Consider the following 18,617-nt stretch of genomic DNA (forward strand, 5'->3'; position numbering starts at 1 on the left):
TTACTATATTCATAAGATATAATAACGAATGATTATAAGAAATTTATAGAAAACATACATAATAAAGGAGAAATAGGATGGAAACAAACATAACAGAACCACACATTCAAGAAAAGAAGCATCCTGAGCTAGCAGGCGTGGGCTACCGCTTTCTTGCCCACCTTTTGGACGGCGTCATTATCAGTGTTCCTTATGCCTTCATTATGTTTATTTTGTTCACACTCTTTTTTGTCTCAAGCCCAGAGGCAGCATTTATGCTAGAGGATGACAGCTATTACTATTCCACAACCGTCATGACGGATGAAGAATGGGCTGTCATTATGGGACTTATCTTTTTCTACGTAGCATCGATCTTAATCGGTATCGTGTTGACATGGCTTTATTACGCTATTATGGAAGCATCAAAACTGCAAGGAACTCTTGGTAAGATGGCTCTTGGGATCAAAGTGACAAAAGTAACAGGCGAAAAAGTAACATTCGGACGAGCAACTGGCCGCTTTTTTGCAAAAGTCTTTTTGTCTCCAATCTTATGTATTGGGTACATCATTGCCTTTTTCACAGAGAAAAAACAAGCGCTTCACGATTTAATTGCAAGTACGATTGTTGTGAAGAAATAAAGAAAAAAAGCACCTCTGCTCAATCGTAAGGGGTGCTTTTTGTATAGATTGCTTGTATGGAAGAGTGAAGCATAACATAAAATAGAATGATAGTGAAAAATCAGGCAGGGAAGGGAGACAAACGATTGAGAACAGGAAAAAAGACCATGCAGAAAAAAGGGGCAGGCTTCGGGTTGTTTTTGACAGCACCCGTTTTGGCCTGGGCATTGTATGACTTTGCAAATACGATATTTTCATCCAATATGATCACCATTTTCTTCCCGTTCTACTTGCAGGAAACGATTGGAGAAAGTGCGAGAATGGATCAGATCGCCAGTACGTTTATTTCTTATGCAAACGCACTAGCCAGCATTTTTCTCGTCATTTTTACACCATTATACGGGGTTCTGATCGATCGTACAGGAAAAAAGAAGCGCTACATCACAGTGTTTACTTTAATATGTATAACTTGTACGTTTTTGATGGGGATCTTTGCTGGAATTGATTTCTCAAGCGAATGGTTTGGGCTGCCTGTCTCCTTATTAGTAGTGGTCACCTTGTTTGTGATCGCAAAATTTTTCTATCACTCGAGCCTAGTGTTTTATGACACCATTCTGCCCGATCTTGGGACAAAGGATGAAATACCGCTTATTTCTGGGTTTGGCATTGCCGTTGGTTATTTAGGGACGCTTGTCGGTCTCTCAGTTTATTTACTTGTCGGCAATGACCAATTTCATGAAGCATTTATTCCGACAGCGCTTTTATTCTTTCTCTTTTTCCTGCCCTTTCTCTTTTTTGTAAAAGACCCTCATCCGCTGCCGCAGCAAGAGAAAAAGGCGTCATTTTTCAGCGGGTATAAAGAAATTATTCGCACGTTTAAAGAGATGAAGCAATTCAAGCCGGCTTTTATCTTTATGATTGCTTTCTTTTTTATGAATGATGCCTTACAGACAGCGATTGCGATGATGGCTGTTTATGCCAAAATCATCATTGGCTTTACCGCTGGGCAATTTATTCTGCTTTATCTGGTGTCGACCATTTCAAGTATCATTGGCTCCTTTCTATTTGGATATATCACAAAGGCGATTGGGGCAAAGCGCTCGATTACAGTCGTGTATGTGATTTTGATCGTGGCCCTGATTTTGGCTGTGACAGCCACAACGGAATGGGTTTTCTGGGTGGCCGGCAGTTTATTCGGAATTTCACTCGGCGCAAGCTGGGGGGCATCACGAATATTGATAATTGAGCTGACACCTAAGGAAAAGAGAGGACAGTTCTTTGGTCTCTTTGCATTCTCAGGGAAGGTGTCTTCCATTATTGGACCCATCATTTATGGCTCAGTCACTCTGCTGTTTGCAGAGCACGGAAATCTCGCAAGCCGCCTTGCACTAGGGTCTTTACTCATTCTTGCAGCGATAGGACTTGTGATTCATCAATTCGTACGAGAGAAAGCGTAAAGAAACGTCAACTTTTTACCTATGCTGCCGATATAAAAAGTACAATCTTATATTGAAGAATAGAGGGATTTCCGTGGCTTTAAACAAACAAGAAATTTTACTTGACTCTGGTACCAATGAATTGGAAATTGTGAAGTTTGAAATTGGTTCAAATCAATTCGGCATTAACGTCATGAAAGTAAGAGAAATCATTCAGCCGGTTGAGGTGACGGTTGTACCGCACTCTCATCAAGATGTAGAAGGGATGATTAGTTTACGAGGCGAGATTTTACCAGTCATCAATCTATTTTCCTTTTTTAATGTCGAGTCAGATCAGTCAGAACAAGAGAAATATATTGTGACTGAATTCAACCAACGGAAATTTGTGTTCCATACAGGAACGGTATCACAAATTCACCGCGTCAGCTGGGAAGAAATTGAAAAGCCAACTGCACTCAATCAAGGGATGGACCGTCATTTAACGGGCATCATTAAGCTTGATGAAAAAATGATTTTCCTTCCAGATTACGAGAAAATCATTTATGATATTGAATCCGCTTCTGGAGTAGAAACGTATCATATGTTTGACGGTGAGAAAGACGAGAGAAGAACAGGGAAGAAGCTTTATGTCGTTGAAGACTCTCCGCTTCTCATGCGTTTATTAACAAATGAATTAACCGAAGCAGGCTATAAAAACATTGTGACCTTTGAAGATGGCAAACAGGCATATGACCACGTCATGGACCTTGTCAGTAAAGGAATCAGTGTGACAGAAGAAATTGATATGATTATTACGGATATTGAAATGCCAAAAATGGATGGTCACCGATTAACGAAACTGTTGAAGGAAAATCCTTTAACGAGTTCCATACCGATTCTCATCTTCTCTTCGTTAATCACTGAAGATTTGCGCCATAAAGGGGAAACAATCGGTGCAGATGATCAAATTAGTAAACCAGAAATTCATCAGCTGATTGAAAAAGTCGATCACTTTATTATCTAAACAAAAAACCACTCGGCATGAGTGGTTTTTTTGTTTAAAAATAACTTTCCCCGAGTCGTTTGAAGACGGGCTTTGTGTAATGTGATTTTTGTTTTGTGGCGGTAGGTTTTTCTTTTAAACCGACATACGTTTGAAGTAGTTGCTTTGCTCGGTTTAATGACATATTCGCTTTCGGATTGCGATATGATTGATTTAAATTTCCTAAGTGTGGCAAAAATTCGAAGTCTTCTTTGGTTGGTGGCAGGTGAAAATAATAATCTCCAATTTCAATCAGCACGTCGGACTGTTGTTGACTATATTTGGGATTGTTAGAGAAATGTAGGCCCACTTTTCTTCCTTTACCTTCTTGCAATAGTTTTTGCAGCGCACGTTTTTTCAAAAGATAAAGAAACTTGGGGTTTGGTGCGGTTTTAGCATGGCGGTTAACAGTATAAATGGCTTTTGCGATGTTTTCTGCTGTAGGTTCTATGTCTTTAGTATGAGCATAATCGTCCATTTTTTCTCTCCTTTGTCTTTCGTCTTCCTGTGCTTAGTATAAATTATACGTTTTTATTAGTAAATTGCAAATAGAGATATTGTAAAAGCGATAGGATTCATAGCCCTCTTATCTACAATAGCCATTCAGGAGGGTTCTAAAACGTGGTTGAATATAAAAATGGCAGAATGATCAGCAAAGACACAGCATCTATTCACTATGATTTTTCTTCTATCTGTTTCAGGTGGAAAGAATGCGGCGCATTTCATTTTCTATATGCTAAAGGTGTTGTATATTCATTCTTTTAAGCATAGTTGAAGCTGCTTTGGTAAGCAATTTCTGTATTGAAGTCCGTTTTTTGAAGCAGGATGAGGCTTTGTTGAACTTTCACATAATGAGGAGGTAACTTCTATAAACTTCTTTAATTGAAGGATCTGCAGCATTCAGAGCGGTTTAGCTGACCAGCATGAGGGATATCTTGAAGTAGCATCTTTTCGATAATGTTGGCAAATCCATTGCTGACGGTGTCATTGGTGGGCAAAGGAGAAGAGACGTTCATTGCAAGAAGGGCAGAAGAATTGACTGAATGAAATATATATGAAGTGAACTATTAGTTCATGATAACTACCTATTTAAATAAATGGGTAGTTTCTCAATTTGGATTCATTTTTACATATTGCGTCTGAAACTTTACCATATGCCTGACAACATGTCGAACATATGGTTTAACAACATGGTCTATTTCTTATGACTTGAATAAGCGCAATAGAAGCAACCATTAAAATCAGTTTCATTCGTCATTTGTTTAGCTTCATCAATGGCGCTCTCGCCACTCATGTGCAGACCAATCAATTTACGGCTTGCAGCATCACCTAAAAATGCACAATCTTCTGTATGTACAACATACTGTCCTTGATCATCTTTTGTATGAATAAAATAATAACTTTTTAGCATACCCCTCACCTCCAACCTGACTATCCTACTATAAAACTTCCAAAGATGTAAAGAAATTTTATAAAAATTTTTGCAATTTTATACACGTTCCTGTTTTTTGAAAAAAAGAAATAAAGGCTAAATAATGAAAGGGATTGATAGAATGGATGTAAGAGGTAAAAGTTAAAAAAGAAGAATGGATCGATTGAAGGGTATGTTGACTCCTCTATTGGTTGATGTTGCTTCAAATAGCTTCAATCAACAGAGTAAATAACGTCGTAGGGCGTTTCAGCTATGAAAAAAAGGACTTCCTTTTAAAGAAAGCCCTTTTTCCTGTTCAATTATTGCGCTCCCTGGCCTTTTAGTTCTCGCTGCACGTCTAAGTCGGCAGCTTCTCTGCTGAACTTCGGCAGTGTAATGAAGTAAAAAAGGAAAACGAGTAAAATAATAACGCCCATTCCGTAATAAATATAAGAAACGTTTGTAATGAGTTTTGGAAATAGTACCGCAATCAGACCTAATGTCATGGATTGAGCAAACATGGTAAGTGGATCAACCCATCCTGACACACGTCCCATCAGACGAGGATGGACGATTCTCGGCAGCCAGCCGCCAATGACAATGTTGACCGGTCCAATACATGTACCAATGACAAATGATGTGACATAAAACAACCATAGTGTATGGGTGGAACCAAGTACAAAAATCAGAATGCCTGCAACCAAAATCGGAAGCGACATGAGATATTGCATCTTTACTTTTTTAGCGAGAACAGAGCCCATTAAGCTGCCAACAAGTAGACCGGCACCGATCGCGATTGTAAAGAAGGATGTATGCAGTTCAAAATGGTCCGGTGAAAGGCCATATTTCATTGTAAACATTGGAAGTACAGCAAATGCGCCATTGACTAGACCAAAAACAAAAAAGCCAAAAATTAAAGAAGCCAATAATTTATTTTTTATAATGTAAAGAATGCCTTCTTTAAAATCTTTTAGAGACGTTTTAATGGTCATGCCTCTCCAGCCTGCTTGTCCATTTGGCTGACGTGCTTCAATTGGAATGTTACATGAACGAATCAGGATGCCTGAAACAATAAAACTGATCAAATCAATGGTAATGGCACCGTGAAGTCCAATTGTCTTATACATAATAGCACCGATTCCAACACCAAATACCATGAATAAACTAAACAGCATTTGATTTAAGCCAGCGGCTTTGGCATATTGATCTTTATTTAAAATCGCCTGAACGAGAGAGGCTTCAGCTGGATAGAAGAACTTCGTAATGGCACTTCGTATAAACAAGATCAAGAAAATAAGTGGAAGTGAATTGAAATAAATCACAATGAATAAAACAATCGTCAGCCCAGCTCGTATCCAATCGCAATTCTCTGCGACTTTTTTACGATCAAAACGATCTGCTACTACACCGACCATAAAAAAGACAAAGATCGTTGGAAGTGAATACATGAGCTCTGCTAATGTGGCATAGGCGGGCTGATGACTAAAATGATCGAGCAAATAAAAGGCAAACGCCATATTGCCTACTGTTGTCCCCATTTGCGAAGCAAGTGCTGCAAAAAAGAGACGAACAAAATTTCTGTTTTTAAAAATATCCATAAATACGCTCCTTAACCTGAAGATCCCACTTTATATCATATAAAATTTTAAGCATTCATACAATTAATTTCTCCTACTGGCTAATGGTCACAGGTGTTCCGTTTGGAACGATTGAAGCAAGTTCGATGACATTCTGATTATACATACGAATGCACCCTCTAGACACAGCTTTACCAATTGAAGACGGGTTATTCGTACCGTGGATGCCGTAATGAATTTTCGATAGGCTCAGCCAATAGGCGCCAAAGGGACCTCCTGGGTTTGGCTGTCTGTTGACAATATAATAAGAACCTGTCGGTGTCATATTTAAAATTCTTCCTGTTGCGATCGGATACGACCGAATAAGCTGTGATCCAGAAAACAATACGAGACGTTTCCTTGAAATCGAAACAGAGATGCGGTAAGGGATCGAACTAGGATCGGGCAGACCAGGAATGATGATGACCTCATTTTGTACAGGCTCTTGACCTTGAAGTGACGGATTTGCAGCCTTTAAAGCATCTGTTGTTGTTCGGAAATCAAGTGCTATAGAAGCAAGGGTTTCTCCATTTTTCACCGTATATCGCAGCACCAAAGGACACTCCTTTCACTCAAATAAAAGAAGCCATGATGTCCGTCACTAGATATATATATGGACGGAATCAGGCGAAGGAAGGTTTCTCCTAACATTTGTCATGAGAAAGATCTTTGATTATACATATGCAAAAAGGAGCAATTTGGCTTCTGTCTAAATGCGAGAGGAGAGGGTGAAAAAGGTTAATTCAGGTTTGGCTAAAAATCGAAGTGGCAGTCTTGTTGTCCCAAGTCCGCGGTTGACATAGATTCGGTGCTGATAACTTCCGTATAAACCTTCCACATATGTATGGCCGTAAGGTGCTGTGAGAATGGGGCCATAGAAAGGAAGCTGCACCTGTCCGCCATGGGTATGTCCAGAAAGCTGCAAGTTAATGGGAGTTGTATTTAACTCCAATGCTGCATCAGGCTCATGTACGAGCAGTAACGTAAATAAATCAGAGGATACTTCCCGCTTAATCAGGTCATAATCCGGCACACTCATCATCAGGTCATCCAATGTAGCAATCTGAATATGCGCCCCTTCTTTTTCTAATTGAAACACATCATTTTTACATATTGTAAAACCGCAAGCTTTCATCGTTTTCTCATAAAGATCAACGCCAAATGGTCCGTAGTCATGATTTCCGCATATTGCGAGCTTACCAAACGGGGCATGGAGCTTGGTCAAATATGCTTTCGCTTTTTCATGCTCTTCAATCGATGCTTGAAAATCAACGAGGTCACCTGTGAACACAATGAGGTCTGGAGACTCAGCGTTGATTTGCTGGACGACGGATTCTAATTCTTTCGCAGGAAATGTATCACTTAAATGAACATCACTAAATTGAGCGATTTTAAACTGGTCAAATGAAGCTGGAAGTTGAGCATCCTGAATGGTCAGTGACACGGTATCGATCATGCGTGGTTCGATGTATCTGGCATATCCGTATCCACATGTTGTAGCTAAAAAACCGAGAATGCTCGCGCCAGCTGCTCCTTTTAAAAACTGTCTCCGAGAAAGTTGCTTCATATAAGACTCCTTTATAAATAAAATTAAGTATAGCATCATATTTGATGAATCTCCCATATGGTGCATCTAGGGTCAATCATGATATGATAGAAAATAATGAATGAATAGTCATTCAAAACCACAGAGGGGGAGAACAAATGACGAAACAAACAGTGATTGTCACAGGGGGATCAAGCGGAATGGGGAAGGCGATGGCTGCCCATTTGGCACACGGAGGCTGGAATGTCGTGATTACTGGAAGAACGGAAGAAACGTTAGAAAAGGCGGCAAATGAAATAAAGCAGAATGGCGGCTCGATCGCTTACTTCCAAATGGATGTGCGAAATCCAGAGGATGCCGATCAAATGGTCAAGTTTGCGGTAGATACATTTGGTGATGTGGACGCTCTGATTAACAATGCTGCAGGAAACTTTTTGGTTCCAGCAGAAAAACTGTCTCCTAACGGCTGGAAGGCTGTCATTGATATTGTATTAAATGGAACATTTTTTTGCAGTCATGCAGTGGGCAATTACTGGATTCGTCAAAAGAAAAGGGGAAGTATGATCAATATGGTGGCTACCTATGCATGGGGTGCTGGTGTAGGTGTGGCGCATTCAGCGGCAGCAAAGGCAGGTGTTTTATCTCTCACTCGAACGCTTGCAGTGGAATGGGGAAAGCAATATCGAATTCGCGTCAATGCCATCGCACCAGGACCAATCGAGAGAACAGGCGGTGCGGATAAACTGTGGGAATCGGAAGAGGCAGCGCAAAGAACATTAGATAGTGTTCCTCTTGGCAGACTGGGCACACCAGAGGAAATTGCAGAGCTTGCGAGCTTTTTATTATCTGAGCAAGCCTCATATATAAATGGAGATTGTATCACGATGGATGGGGGTCAATGGCTCAACCAATCCCCATTTTGAATGACGATGTAAGACCTGCTTTTGATGTGTTATAATCACACAAAGAGAGAAGCAGGTGATGAAAATGGTCGATCCATTGGATATTTTAACGAATATTGAAGATGTTTTCCCGCACTATCAAGCCATATTCAGTGCGGAAGAGCAAAAAGTGATAGGCTATGAGATTTTAGGAAGAATGAAGCTTGAGTCTGAAACAGTTAGCCTAGGCTCCTTCTTTACGGATTCATCTATTCCTGACGAATATAAAGTGGAAGTAGATCATAAAGTACTGACGCAAGCACTCGATCTTTTCACAACAGCAGATGATGATTTGCTCATTTTTATTAATCATGATGCAAATATCCTGATGCTTGATCATGGTGAAAGCTTTTTAGAACTTTTGAAGGAATATGAAGCAAGGGGCATTCAGCTTAATCGGTTTGTTATCGAATTTACAGAGCATACGTTTAGCGGCGATATTGAACAGCTTTACCATACGATAACGTATTTTCGTACATATGGTATTAAAATCGCCATCTCGAATATTGGAAAAGAAAGCAGCAATCTTGACCGGATTGCCTTGCTCTCACCCGATCTATTAAAAATAGATTTACACGCATTAAGGGCATCGGCTCCTTCTCCTTCCTATGAATATGTCTTGTACAGCATTTCATTGCTTGCGAGAAAAATAGGGGCGGCTTTAATTTATGAAGACATTGAAGCAAATTTTCAGCTGCAATATGCTTGGAGAAATGGCGGCAGATACTTTCAAGGGTTCTATCTTCACGAGCCGGTGGCGGAATTAATCGACCGCAATAAACGAAAAGATCAGCTGAGAGAAGAATTCCAGCAATTTATTGCCCATGAGAAAAAGAAACTTCAAACTGTCTACGAACATTCTGAAACATTTTATAAGCGAATTCATCAAGCGGTCACGACATTAAAAAAATCATGCAGCACAAATGATGAACTCATACAAAAGCTGGCATTAGAATTAACGGATTGCAGCTTTCGGATTTATATGTGTAATGAAGAAGGCTTTCAAATCACTGGTAATGTGTTTAAAAAAGAAAAAGAATGGCTGTTTCAGCCTGAATATATCGAGAAAAACTGGAGCTGGCGCCCTTATTTCCTAGCGAATATTCTCCAAATGAGAATGAGCGGGAAAGGATTTTTCAGTGATATTTACAGCGATTTAGAAACCGGTGAGAGGATACGTACGTTTTCTTATCCGTTAGAGGGAGACATGTATTTGTTTATAGACCTTCCGTATGCCTATTTATATGAGCAAGATGGATTAATTTAAAAGCAGCCGTTTAGGCTGTTTTTTTAAATAGAAAAAAGAAATAAAAAATGGTTGACAATGAAACTGATAATCATTATCATTTAGTTATAGAGAGAAGCTACTCTCTGTTCCCCAACCCCTCTATCAGATCAAGATCCAAAAAACTTGGCGCTACCCCCGCCAAGTTTTTTTTGTGCTTTTCATCTTCTCCTCATGCATAGGACATCCCAATCCCTCCATACATCTTAAGTGATGATAGTTAGACGGTAGGAGGGAACGTCATGATCAAACGCGACAAGCGGCTGCTGATTGATTTGCCAAGACCAGATCACCCAGATGCAAATGGTGCTGCTGCTGTGCAAGAATTACTCGGCGGAAAATTCGGTGAAATGTCCACATTAAATAATTACATGTTTCAATCCTTTAACTTTAGAGGAAAACGAAAACTCAAACCGTTTTATGACCTCGTATCCAGTATTACGGCTGAAGAATTCGGTCATGTAGAACTTGTGACCACAGCTGTGAATCTTATGATTACAGGGACCACCCATGGCGGAGATCCAGATACGACACCGATGAAAGCGGCTGTCGATAAACGAAATACACAGCATTTTATTCAAACGGCTCAAACAGGCTATCCGTTTGATTCCATGGCAAAACCTTGGACCGGGGAGAATGTGTTCTCAAGCGGCAACCTGATTCTTGACCTCCTTCATAACTTCTTCCTTGAATGCGGAGCTCGTACACACAAAATGCGCGTATATGAAATGACAGATCATCCTACAGCAAGAGAGATGATCGGTTATTTACTCGTCAGGGGCGGAGTGCATGTTGTGGCATATGCAAAGGCGCTTGAGGTAGCCACGGGTGTAGATCTAGGAAAGATGTTGCCGATCCCAAACCTCGACAACAAATACTTTGATTCAGCGAGGAAATTTGAAGATCAAAATGTCCATACAAAGCTGTACACATTTAGTGATACGGATTACAAGGACATTAATAAGATTTGGAAAGGCAGCCATCCGATTGATGGAAAGCCGCTCACAGTGATTGAGGGTACGCCTCAAGGAGCACCTGTGCCAGATTATAGAGAATTACCGGAAGAGTTTGCCCCAGGCATTTCCAAAGAGGATTTTGACGAAATTGCCAAACGGCTGATGAGATCTGCGGGTTTATAAAAAACATGGCGCATGAGATCAGAAAAAAGACTCAAACTAAAAAAACAGATTCTTTTTCTTTTTTTGAATTCAAGAGGAAAAATATCATCTGAGAACACTTTATGGTATGATGCTTTGTAGGACTTGTGTATAATCAATACGGGTTCATCTTGAGTTGTTTTTTGAAAGGAGTCTTTTTTTAGAATGTCACAATTAATGGGTATCATTACAAGGCTGCAAAGTCTTCAAGAGACAGCAGAAGCTGCAAACGAACCGGCACAGCGTTATTTCGAAGTGAACGGTGAGAAAATCTGTAGTGTTAAGTATTTCGAAAAGAATCAAACGTTTGAATTGACTGTTTTTCAACAAGGGGATAAGCCAAATACTTTCCCATTTGACAACATTGATATGATTTCGATTGAGATTTTTGAGCTTCTACAATCCTAAGCTGAATCGTATGAAATGTTTTTTCTAAGGATTCCTTCGTTTATTTGCGGCAATATACATGTGTCATTATTGGCTGTGTACAAATGGAAGATGATCAATCAGCGCATATTTCGGATAAGAGACCATTAAAAAGGAGTTCCTTTCTGTGAGTGATTCTTTTTACTACAATCTTTCTGAAGATTATTTAGCGTTTTCTGATGTCGTCATGAGAATGAAAGACTTTATTCGAAAAGACCCTAGATCCGCCTATGTGTTATCAATTGGTACGGACTCTCAGGTCAATCAAAATGTCACAAGATTTATGACTGCAATTCATCTCCACCGGATTGGCAAAGGGGCTTGGGGCTGCCTCACACAACAAGTGATCAGCAGGCCTGTGCAAAGTCTTAGAGAAAAAATTTCATTAGAGACAGCGTTTAGCCAAAAGGTATGTGCAGACATCCTTGAGGGACCTTTAACAGAACTGATGGATTTGCTTCTTCCGTTTGCTGAGGAAGGGGCAGACCTCCGTTTTGAAGCCCATCTAGATATTGGCAAAAAAGGAAGTACGAAAGAGCTGATCCAGGAAATGACCGGAATGATCACAGCTATGGGAATTGAAGCTAAAATAAAACCCGACTCATACGCAGCATTTTGCTATGCCAATCGATACACAAAATAAAATCCGTCATTTTTCTCCAAACCTTGTCGAAACGTGCGGTTGACGATTCGATTCTAGTTCCTTATTCTAGCTGTATAGAGAGGAAGCAGACATTCAAAAGCCTGCTAATCAATATAAAAGCATATATGAAACAGGGGGCCTGATGTTGGATGAGCGTCATCGAAAATCGTTTTAATGAAGAAGAGAAAAAGCTATTATTAAACGTATTGCTGAATCAGGAATATGCTGTCGAATTACTAAGCAGTGAGATCAATGATATAGAATGTGGAACAAAAAATGTCGATGACAATACGTATAAGCAATTGATCACATTGTATGACAGAGTAAGGTTTGAGAATTAATATTGATTTAACATTCTATTAGATACTCGGGAGCTGAGTATCTTTTTTATGCAGAAAAAATCTTTCGACAAATTTCGTTTTAGTTTATGCTTAATGGTAAAGGGGAATGTATGATTGATGATCGAGAGAAAAGGGGTCGAAGAAACATGATAGAGATAGAACCAACTCAATTGCTTGAGTCAACAATAGCCGAGCATATGATTGATGCAGATAAAGTGGCACATGTTCAAATTGGAAATAACCTTGAGCATGCCTTATTGGTACTAACAAAAACAGGATATACAGCCATCCCGGTTTTAGATCCTTCTTATCATCTGCATGGGTTAATTGGAACGAATATGATCATGGATAAGATCTTTGGTTTAGAACGAATTGAATTCGAAAAGCTGGACCAACTGAAGGTAGAAGAGGTCATGCTGACTGATATTCCAAGACTTAAAACAACGGACCCTGTGCTAAAAGGCGTTCACGCTGTGACGAATAATGGATTTGTTTGTGTAGAAAATGAGGAGCAAGTCTTTGAAGGAATATTTACACGACGTGTTGTATTAAAGCGCTTAAATGAAGTGATTCATGCCGCGAAAAAATGAGCTGAAGCCCAGCTTATTTTTTTGCCTTCATAAGCTATAATTTATATAATGACCATATGGAATAAGAAAATCTTATAGAGAGAAAGGGGACGCCCATGCAGCTTCAGGAGTTACATATGCTTGTTGTGCTTAGTGAAGAATTGAATATGAGAAAGGCTTCGGAGCGGCTCTTTGTCTCTCAGCCTGCTTTATCCCAAAGATTGCAGACGATCGAAAAAGAGTGGGGAACCAAAATCTTTTTTCGTTCTCAGAAAGGGCTCACCGTGACTTCGGCAGGTGAACAGATCATTCAATTTGCAAAAGAGGTGACGGTTGAGCAAGATCGAGTGAGAGAACGAATCGATGAACTTGAAGGGGAAATTCACGGTACACTAAAGCTTGCGGTTGCATCCATTATTGGACAGCACTGGTTGCCGAAAGTGTTAAAGCGGTATGTCGAAAAATATCCAAATGCGAAGGTATCACTTGTGACCGGCTGGAGTAGTGAAATGCTCAAAAGCTTATACGAGGACCACGTGCACATTGGAATTATTCGCGGAAACCCTGATTGGAAGGGAACAAAGGAATATTTGATGACAGATCATTTATATTTAGTCGATTCTGTCATCAAAGACGTGGACGAGTTAATCGAGACAGAACGCCCGTTTATTCAATTTAAAAGTGACAGCACGTATTATCAGGAAATCCAGCACTGGTGGCACCAAAAATTTAAAGTGTCTCCAAAGCAGACGATTCTAGTGGACCAGATTGAGACATGTAAACAAATGGCCTACCACGGCATCGGCTACGCCATTTTGCCTTCAGTCACCTTATATGACCACGAAAAAAGTGTTCATAAAACACCGCTTGTTGACGTGAATGGAGAGCAAATCGGACGTGACACATGGCTGCTAGGCTATGAAGCTTCTTTTCAATTAAAACAGGTGCAAGCATTTGTCGGTGTGGTCAAAGAAATGCTTGAAAGTGATGCGGTGTAAGTACCTTCTTGGAAGAGGAAGGTGCTTTTTTAGGTAAATAATCAGTTTGATTAAATTTACTTATTGCACGCATATCCAATAGATAGATGGAGCGAATCATAGAGGAGACTTCGATCTTATGAAAAACAATCAATTAATCAAAATGAACAAACCTGAATGGGGAGATCGTTTGCGCGTGAGGTGGCGTGAACGTTTTGCTAGTCATCTTTCAATTAAAGAACAAAACGAGATATCAATAGATGATTTTTTATGGCATTTATGCAGTTTTGGAATGGTTACATGCCTTGAAAAGGCTGAAGCGATAGACGCATTTTTTCACCAATCAAAGGATAAGTGTACTGTTTTTTATCAATTTGTTGACGAGGCGTATCTTTTCGAAAATGCCAGCTCTCTTTTAATCAATGATTTACCATATGAGTCTAATAATATGGATTATAACGATATGTATGTGATGGATTGGAATGAAAAATGGACATTTGTGATGACGCACGAAACGGATTATGGTCCATATTTTATTCGAATAGATGAATTGAACGAATGAGGAACCGATGATCTCTTCGATATGAAAAACCCGCCTTCCAATTGGAATGAGCGGGTTTTTCATTGGGTTATAGTAATGATTGGTCAAAGCTTTTTCATAAAATCATTTGACAATGAAAATCATTATCATTTAAAGTGTACATATAATAATTGAAAATGATTATCATTTAGATGAGGTGACCGATAGATGAAAGCACTAATTGCATTTGCGAGTATGTCTGGTAATACAGAAGATATGGCAGCAATCATAAAGCAAACACTTGAAGGAAAAGGGATAGATACGGAGATGATGGAATTTGATGATACGAATGCAGAGGACCTTTCTTCATACGATTATGTGTTCATCGGTTCTTATACATGGGGTGATGGTGATTTACCTTATGAAGCTGAGGATTTTTATGAAGAGGTCTCTACGCTTGAACTAAGTGACATCAAAGCAGCTGTGTTCGGATCTGGAGATTACAGCTACCCGAAGTTTTGTGAGGCTGTCCATACATTTCATAACATGCTCAAATCAACCGGTGCATCCGTATTTCCTGAAACATTGAAAATGGAGCTTGCGCCAGATACAGATGAGGATGTGGCGTGCTGTCAGGAATTTGCTACGAGCTTCTTAACGTGGGCGGCGTTATCTGAGAAACGAGTTGAAAATCATGTTTCATAAAGGAGCGACAGCTGTTGCTGCTTCTAAAAGTGGTGGATACTTTGTCGCTGTAAAACGGGAAGGTATTTTTCACTACAGTGTGGAGAGCGGGTGGCAGCAGCTCTTTAAGCTCAAGCATAAAATTCATGCCATCAGCTATATCGGACCTTATTTATTCGGTGTTGGTGAAAATGGCACAGTGATTAGATCAGGAGATGAAGGCAATACATGGGCGCTATCATCATTTCCAACAAATGCAGTCGTTTGGTCTATTACAGGACGCAAAGACGGGTTTGTGTGTGCACATGGAAAACATAGTATTTATGTGTCAAATGATTTCGGGATTTCCTGGGAAATTATGAAGCCATTTGCTCATGTGAACCACCCGCCTGTTATTCGTTCTTTATGTGCTGCAGGTGATCACCTTTATATTGGAACACAGATTCATGAGGTTCACGGAGGAATATGGATGTATGACTTGGAGAGTGAGCAGGTTTTCCTCCTAAACAGAGAGGAGCACCGGATGACAGCTTCTATGCTGCTCTGTCAGGAACATCTTCTTGTTTGCGCATTAGGATCAAAAAAAGGAAAAAAGGGGTCTGTTCAAATTTTAGATTTACATACAAATATGCTGCATGATATTCAATCACAGGCCTTTGCTAGAGAGGAATCATTTTTGGATGTGTCAGAGGATAATGGCATTGTATATGTGACCACCTCACAAGATGAACACGGATTTTCTAAAGTGTATCAGCTTGATATTGAGCAAAAAGAGCTCAAATGGTTTGATACGATCAAAGGACACGGTTTTCGTGTAGCCAATCAAAATGAAAACTTTTTCTGTGCTGGTTTATATGAAAGCAAGTTTGTGAGGCCATATGAGGAGCCGGCATTGATTCATTGATAAGGAGGAAGAAAAAGTGACAGAAAAGGTTTTATTGGTGTATGCCACGATGTCTGGGAATACAGAAGCGATGGCAGATTTAATTGAAAAAGGAATAACAGAAGCGGGAGCTAGCGTGGACCGGCATGAAGCGATGGATATTGATGCAGAGCTTCTCAATGATTACACGCACATTATGTTAGGTGCGTACACATGGGGAGATGGTGACCTTCCTGATGATTTTATTGATTTATATGAAGAAATGGAAGAGCTTGATTTAACGGGAAAAGCATTTGCTATATTCGGTTCTGGGGATACATCTTATGAGCATTTTTGCGGAGCTGTTGACCTAATCGAAGAAAAAGTGAAGGAACTTGGCGGTGACATTGTCTTGCCATCAGTCAAGATTGAGCTGAATCCAGAAGGAGAAGAAGAAGAGAAATTGATTTCTTTTGGCAAACAATTTGTTCATCTTCACCAGCAGGAAGCGGGGTAATCGGTCCCGCTTGTTTTATTTTCCATTGAAGAGTCAACTCTTTCACTTGTCATTAAAACTCTCCTTTGGTACAGTAATGAAGTATAAATTAAGAGGAGGACATACATACATGAAACAAATGGACGCTAATGAAATTATTTCATTTATTCAAAATAGTACAAAATCAACACCTGTGAAAGTCTACATCAAAGGTGATTTAGAAGGTATTAAATTTGGTGAACATGCAAAAACGTTCATCACAGGAAACACTGGAGTTGTTTTCGGTGAGTGGAGCGAAATCCAAGAAGCGCTGGAAACGAACAAAGACAAAATTGAAGATGTTGTCGTGGAAAATGACCGCCGCAACTCTGCAATCCCGATGTTAGATTTAAAGAACATTAAAGCACGTATTGAGCCAGGTGCTATCATTCGTGACCAAGTAGAAATCGGTGATAATGCAGTCATCATGATGGGAGCTTCTATTAATATCGGTTCTGTGATCGGTGAAGGTACCATGATTGACATGAACGTGGTGCTTGGTGGCCGTGCAACAGTAGGTAAGAACTGTCATATCGGTGCTGGGTCTGTTCTTGCAGGTGTCATTGAGCCGCCGTCTGCTAAACCAGTTGTTGTAGAAGATGATGTTGTCATCGGTGCGAACGCTGTTGTTCTAGAAGGTGTGACAATTGGTAAAGGTGCAGTCGTAGCAGCTGGTGCGATCGTTGTGAACGATGTGGAGCCTTACACAGTTGTAGCAGGTACACCTGCAAAGAAAATCAAAGACATTGATGAAAAAACAAAAGGTAAAACGGAAATCAAACAAGAACTGCGTCAGCTTTAATTCACATAATTCGCAGTTGAAGACATAGACGTGGATGATATATATCCACGTCTTATTCGTATAGAGGAAAGGAAGCGAGTTCACTTGTTAAATCGTGAGCAATTAATATCCATTCGAAGAGATTTACACCAAATCCCTGAGCTTGGTTTTAAGGAATTCAAAACACAAGCGTATCTCATCAAGCATCTTGGTGCTTATTCAAAAGATCGAGTTGAGATGGAAACGTGGCGCACTGGACTTTTTGTTAAAGTAAAGGGAACAAATCCTGAGCGCGTTTTTGCTTATCGTGCAGATATGGACGGCCTCTCTATTCCTGAGGAGACAGGGTATCCATTTCAATCAGTACATGAAGGGAACATGCACGCATGTGGACATGACCTTCATATGACCATCGCACTTGGAATCATTGATCATTTCGTTCATGAGCCAATCAAAGAAGATCTATTATTTATGTTCCAGCCGGCAGAAGAAGGTCCAGGCGGAGCTGAACCGATGCTTACAAGCGATGTGCTGAAAAAGTGGACGCCAGACTTTATTACAGCGCTGCATATTGCACCTGAATATCCTGTCGGAACGATAGCCACAAAGCCAGGGCTGTTATTTGCTAATACGAGTGAGCTTGTGATTGATCTTGAAGGAAAAGGCGGACACGCTGCTTACCCTCATTTAGCGAATGATATGGTTGTGGCTGCGAGTGCACTTGTAGGTCAACTGCAATCGGTTATTTCTCGTAATGTCGATCCTCTTGATAGTGCGGTCATTACGATTGGCACGATTAACGGCGGAACGGCTCAAAATATCATTGCCCAGCATGCAAAGCTTGACGGCACTATTCGTACACTTTCACCAGAGTCTATGGATAAGGTGAGAAAGCGAATTGAAGCACTAGCAAAAGGGATTGAAATTGGCTACGAATGCAAGGCAACCGTGCGATACCCTTCATCTTATTACGAAGTGGACAATTCAAAGGATCTGACAGAGGAATTTATGTCATATGTTGCCGGAGAAGGGCTTGCGAATGTGGTTGAATGCAGAGAAGCCATGACAGGAGAAGACTTTGGCTACATGTTGAAAAAATACCCTGGATTCATGTTTTGGTTAGGGGTCGATTCAGAATATGGTCTGCATCATGCAAAACTCATGCCTGATGAAAAAGCGATAGAAACAGCTGTAAACGTTATGACAGCTTATTTCAAAAAGCAAGCAGGTGAATGAATAATCAAGCTGCCTCCTGTACACCTTATGAACA

At 40.1% G+C, this 18,617-nt stretch carries 22 protein-coding genes; 17 read left to right on the forward strand and 5 right to left on the reverse strand.

The window, feature by feature from the left end:
- Positions 1–77: 77 nt before the first annotated feature.
- From C6344_RS02315 to C6344_RS02325, 3 genes are all read left to right on the forward strand, one after another.
- Positions 78–617, forward strand: coding sequence for an RDD family protein (locus tag C6344_RS02315; RefSeq protein ID WP_060596139.1), 540 nt, complete (start codon positions 78–80; stop codon positions 615–617).
- A 125-nt stretch (positions 618–742) separates the two neighbouring features.
- Positions 743–2,053, forward strand: a complete 1,311-nt coding sequence (locus C6344_RS02320; protein WP_181185446.1) for an MFS transporter — start codon at positions 743–745, stop codon at positions 2,051–2,053.
- A 73-nt stretch (positions 2,054–2,126) separates the two neighbouring features.
- Positions 2,127–3,035, forward strand: a complete 909-nt coding sequence (locus C6344_RS02325) for a chemotaxis protein (protein WP_034662787.1) — start codon at positions 2,127–2,129, stop codon at positions 3,033–3,035.
- A gap of 34 nt (positions 3,036–3,069) precedes the next feature.
- Here the strand turns inward: C6344_RS02325 and C6344_RS02330 are convergent, their stop codons facing one another.
- From C6344_RS02330 to C6344_RS02355, 5 genes are all read right to left on the reverse strand, one after another.
- Positions 3,070–3,531 (reverse strand): YkyB family protein, encoded by a 462-nt coding sequence (locus C6344_RS02330; RefSeq protein WP_012009774.1) that lies wholly within the window; start codon positions 3,529–3,531, stop codon positions 3,070–3,072.
- 717 nt (positions 3,532–4,248) lie between these two features.
- Positions 4,249–4,464 carry a hypothetical protein gene (locus tag C6344_RS02340; protein ID WP_003211341.1) on the reverse strand — a complete coding sequence of 72 codons (216 nt, stop codon included), beginning with the start codon at positions 4,462–4,464 and terminating at the stop codon, positions 4,249–4,251.
- Between the two features lie 320 nt (positions 4,465–4,784).
- Positions 4,785–6,062, reverse strand: coding sequence for an MFS transporter (locus C6344_RS02345; protein WP_034662784.1), 1,278 nt, complete (start codon positions 6,060–6,062; stop codon positions 4,785–4,787).
- A gap of 73 nt (positions 6,063–6,135) precedes the next feature.
- Complete coding sequence (locus C6344_RS02350) at positions 6,136–6,633, reverse strand: L,D-transpeptidase family protein (RefSeq protein ID WP_060596140.1); 498 nt, start codon at positions 6,631–6,633, stop codon at positions 6,136–6,138.
- Between the two features lie 156 nt (positions 6,634–6,789).
- Positions 6,790–7,647 (reverse strand): metallophosphoesterase, encoded by an 858-nt coding sequence (locus C6344_RS02355; RefSeq protein ID WP_060596141.1) that lies wholly within the window; start codon positions 7,645–7,647, stop codon positions 6,790–6,792.
- Positions 7,648–7,784: 137 nt separating this feature from the next.
- On the opposite strand from C6344_RS02355, the gene fadH reads away from it, so the two are divergent.
- The 14 genes from fadH (at position 7,785) to C6344_RS02425 (ending at position 18,583) form a co-directional block, all read left to right on the forward strand.
- Entirely contained in the window at positions 7,785–8,549 is a 765-nt protein-coding gene (gene fadH, locus C6344_RS02360; protein ID WP_034662771.1) for a 2,4-dienoyl-CoA reductase, read from the forward strand.
- A 64-nt stretch (positions 8,550–8,613) separates the two neighbouring features.
- Positions 8,614–9,834 carry an EAL domain-containing protein gene (locus C6344_RS02365; protein ID WP_060596391.1) on the forward strand — a complete coding sequence of 407 codons (1,221 nt, stop codon included), beginning with the start codon at positions 8,614–8,616 and terminating at the stop codon, positions 9,832–9,834.
- 260 nt (positions 9,835–10,094) lie between these two features.
- Positions 10,095–10,991, forward strand: coding sequence for a manganese catalase family protein (locus C6344_RS02370; protein WP_106047730.1), 897 nt, complete (start codon positions 10,095–10,097; stop codon positions 10,989–10,991).
- Positions 10,992–11,174: 183 nt separating this feature from the next.
- On the forward strand, positions 11,175–11,417 hold the full coding sequence (locus C6344_RS02375) for a YkuJ family protein (RefSeq protein WP_003212254.1): 243 nt from the start codon (positions 11,175–11,177) through the stop codon (positions 11,415–11,417).
- A 145-nt stretch (positions 11,418–11,562) separates the two neighbouring features.
- On the forward strand, positions 11,563–12,078 hold the full coding sequence (locus C6344_RS02380) for a ribonuclease H-like YkuK family protein (RefSeq protein WP_034662766.1): 516 nt from the start codon (positions 11,563–11,565) through the stop codon (positions 12,076–12,078).
- Positions 12,079–12,227: 149 nt separating this feature from the next.
- A complete protein-coding gene (abbA, locus tag C6344_RS02385; protein WP_003210802.1) occupies positions 12,228–12,419 on the forward strand; it encodes an antirepressor AbbA in 192 nt (63 codons plus the stop codon).
- Positions 12,420–12,565: 146 nt separating this feature from the next.
- Complete coding sequence (gene cbpB, locus C6344_RS02390; protein ID WP_034663872.1) at positions 12,566–13,009, forward strand: cyclic-di-AMP-binding protein CbpB; 444 nt, start codon at positions 12,566–12,568, stop codon at positions 13,007–13,009.
- A 95-nt stretch (positions 13,010–13,104) separates the two neighbouring features.
- Positions 13,105–13,986, forward strand: a complete 882-nt coding sequence (gene ccpC / locus C6344_RS02395; RefSeq protein WP_003211236.1) for a transcriptional regulator CcpC — start codon at positions 13,105–13,107, stop codon at positions 13,984–13,986.
- A gap of 118 nt (positions 13,987–14,104) precedes the next feature.
- Positions 14,105–14,527: a DUF4275 family protein gene (locus tag C6344_RS02400; protein WP_060596143.1), complete on the forward strand. Its 423-nt coding sequence runs from the start codon at positions 14,105–14,107 to the stop codon at positions 14,525–14,527.
- A gap of 186 nt (positions 14,528–14,713) precedes the next feature.
- Positions 14,714–15,190 carry a flavodoxin gene (locus C6344_RS02405; RefSeq protein ID WP_060596144.1) on the forward strand — a complete coding sequence of 159 codons (477 nt, stop codon included), beginning with the start codon at positions 14,714–14,716 and terminating at the stop codon, positions 15,188–15,190.
- A complete protein-coding gene (locus tag C6344_RS02410; RefSeq protein WP_060596393.1) occupies positions 15,180–16,073 on the forward strand; it encodes a WD40/YVTN/BNR-like repeat-containing protein in 894 nt (297 codons plus the stop codon). Before C6344_RS02405 ends, C6344_RS02410 begins: the two co-directional genes overlap by 11 nt.
- A 16-nt stretch (positions 16,074–16,089) precedes the next feature.
- Positions 16,090–16,548, forward strand: a complete 459-nt coding sequence (locus C6344_RS02415) for a flavodoxin (RefSeq protein ID WP_081311417.1) — start codon at positions 16,090–16,092, stop codon at positions 16,546–16,548.
- 109 nt (positions 16,549–16,657) lie between these two features.
- Positions 16,658–17,368, forward strand: coding sequence for a 2,3,4,5-tetrahydropyridine-2,6-dicarboxylate N-acetyltransferase (dapD, locus tag C6344_RS02420; RefSeq protein WP_034662753.1), 711 nt, complete (start codon positions 16,658–16,660; stop codon positions 17,366–17,368).
- An 84-nt stretch (positions 17,369–17,452) separates the two neighbouring features.
- Complete coding sequence (locus tag C6344_RS02425; protein ID WP_106047731.1) at positions 17,453–18,583, forward strand: N-acetyldiaminopimelate deacetylase; 1,131 nt, start codon at positions 17,453–17,455, stop codon at positions 18,581–18,583.
- Positions 18,584–18,617: the final 34 nt, after the last annotated feature.

The sequence above is a fragment of the Bacillus sp. GBSW19 genome, from assembly GCF_002998655.1.
GTDB lineage: Bacteria > Bacillota > Bacilli > Bacillales > Bacillaceae > Bacillus.

Coding starts and splice junctions, on each gene's coding strand:
- C6344_RS02330 (WP_012009774.1), bottom strand. CDS start 3,531: ATGGACGATTATGCTCATACTAAAGACATAGAACCTACAGCAGAAAAC.
- C6344_RS02410 (WP_060596393.1), top strand. CDS start 15,180: ATGTTTCATAAAGGAGCGACAGCTGTTGCTGCTTCTAAAAGTGGTGGA.
- C6344_RS02355 (WP_060596141.1), bottom strand. CDS start 7,647: ATGAAGCAACTTTCTCGGAGACAGTTTTTAAAAGGAGCAGCTGGCGCG.
- abbA (WP_003210802.1), top strand. CDS start 12,228: ATGAGCGTCATCGAAAATCGTTTTAATGAAGAAGAGAAAAAGCTATTA.
- dapD (WP_034662753.1), top strand. CDS start 16,658: ATGAAACAAATGGACGCTAATGAAATTATTTCATTTATTCAAAATAGT.
- cbpB (WP_034663872.1), top strand. CDS start 12,566: ATGATAGAGATAGAACCAACTCAATTGCTTGAGTCAACAATAGCCGAG.
- C6344_RS02340 (WP_003211341.1), bottom strand. CDS start 4,464: ATGCTAAAAAGTTATTATTTTATTCATACAAAAGATGATCAAGGACAG.
- C6344_RS02315 (WP_060596139.1), top strand. CDS start 78: ATGGAAACAAACATAACAGAACCACACATTCAAGAAAAGAAGCATCCT.
- fadH (WP_034662771.1), top strand. CDS start 7,785: ATGACGAAACAAACAGTGATTGTCACAGGGGGATCAAGCGGAATGGGG.
- C6344_RS02400 (WP_060596143.1), top strand. CDS start 14,105: ATGAAAAACAATCAATTAATCAAAATGAACAAACCTGAATGGGGAGAT.
- ccpC (WP_003211236.1), top strand. CDS start 13,105: ATGCAGCTTCAGGAGTTACATATGCTTGTTGTGCTTAGTGAAGAATTG.
- C6344_RS02345 (WP_034662784.1), bottom strand. CDS start 6,062: ATGGATATTTTTAAAAACAGAAATTTTGTTCGTCTCTTTTTTGCAGCA.
- C6344_RS02375 (WP_003212254.1), top strand. CDS start 11,175: ATGTCACAATTAATGGGTATCATTACAAGGCTGCAAAGTCTTCAAGAG.
- C6344_RS02365 (WP_060596391.1), top strand. CDS start 8,614: ATGGTCGATCCATTGGATATTTTAACGAATATTGAAGATGTTTTCCCG.
- C6344_RS02405 (WP_060596144.1), top strand. CDS start 14,714: ATGAAAGCACTAATTGCATTTGCGAGTATGTCTGGTAATACAGAAGAT.
- C6344_RS02370 (WP_106047730.1), top strand. CDS start 10,095: ATGATCAAACGCGACAAGCGGCTGCTGATTGATTTGCCAAGACCAGAT.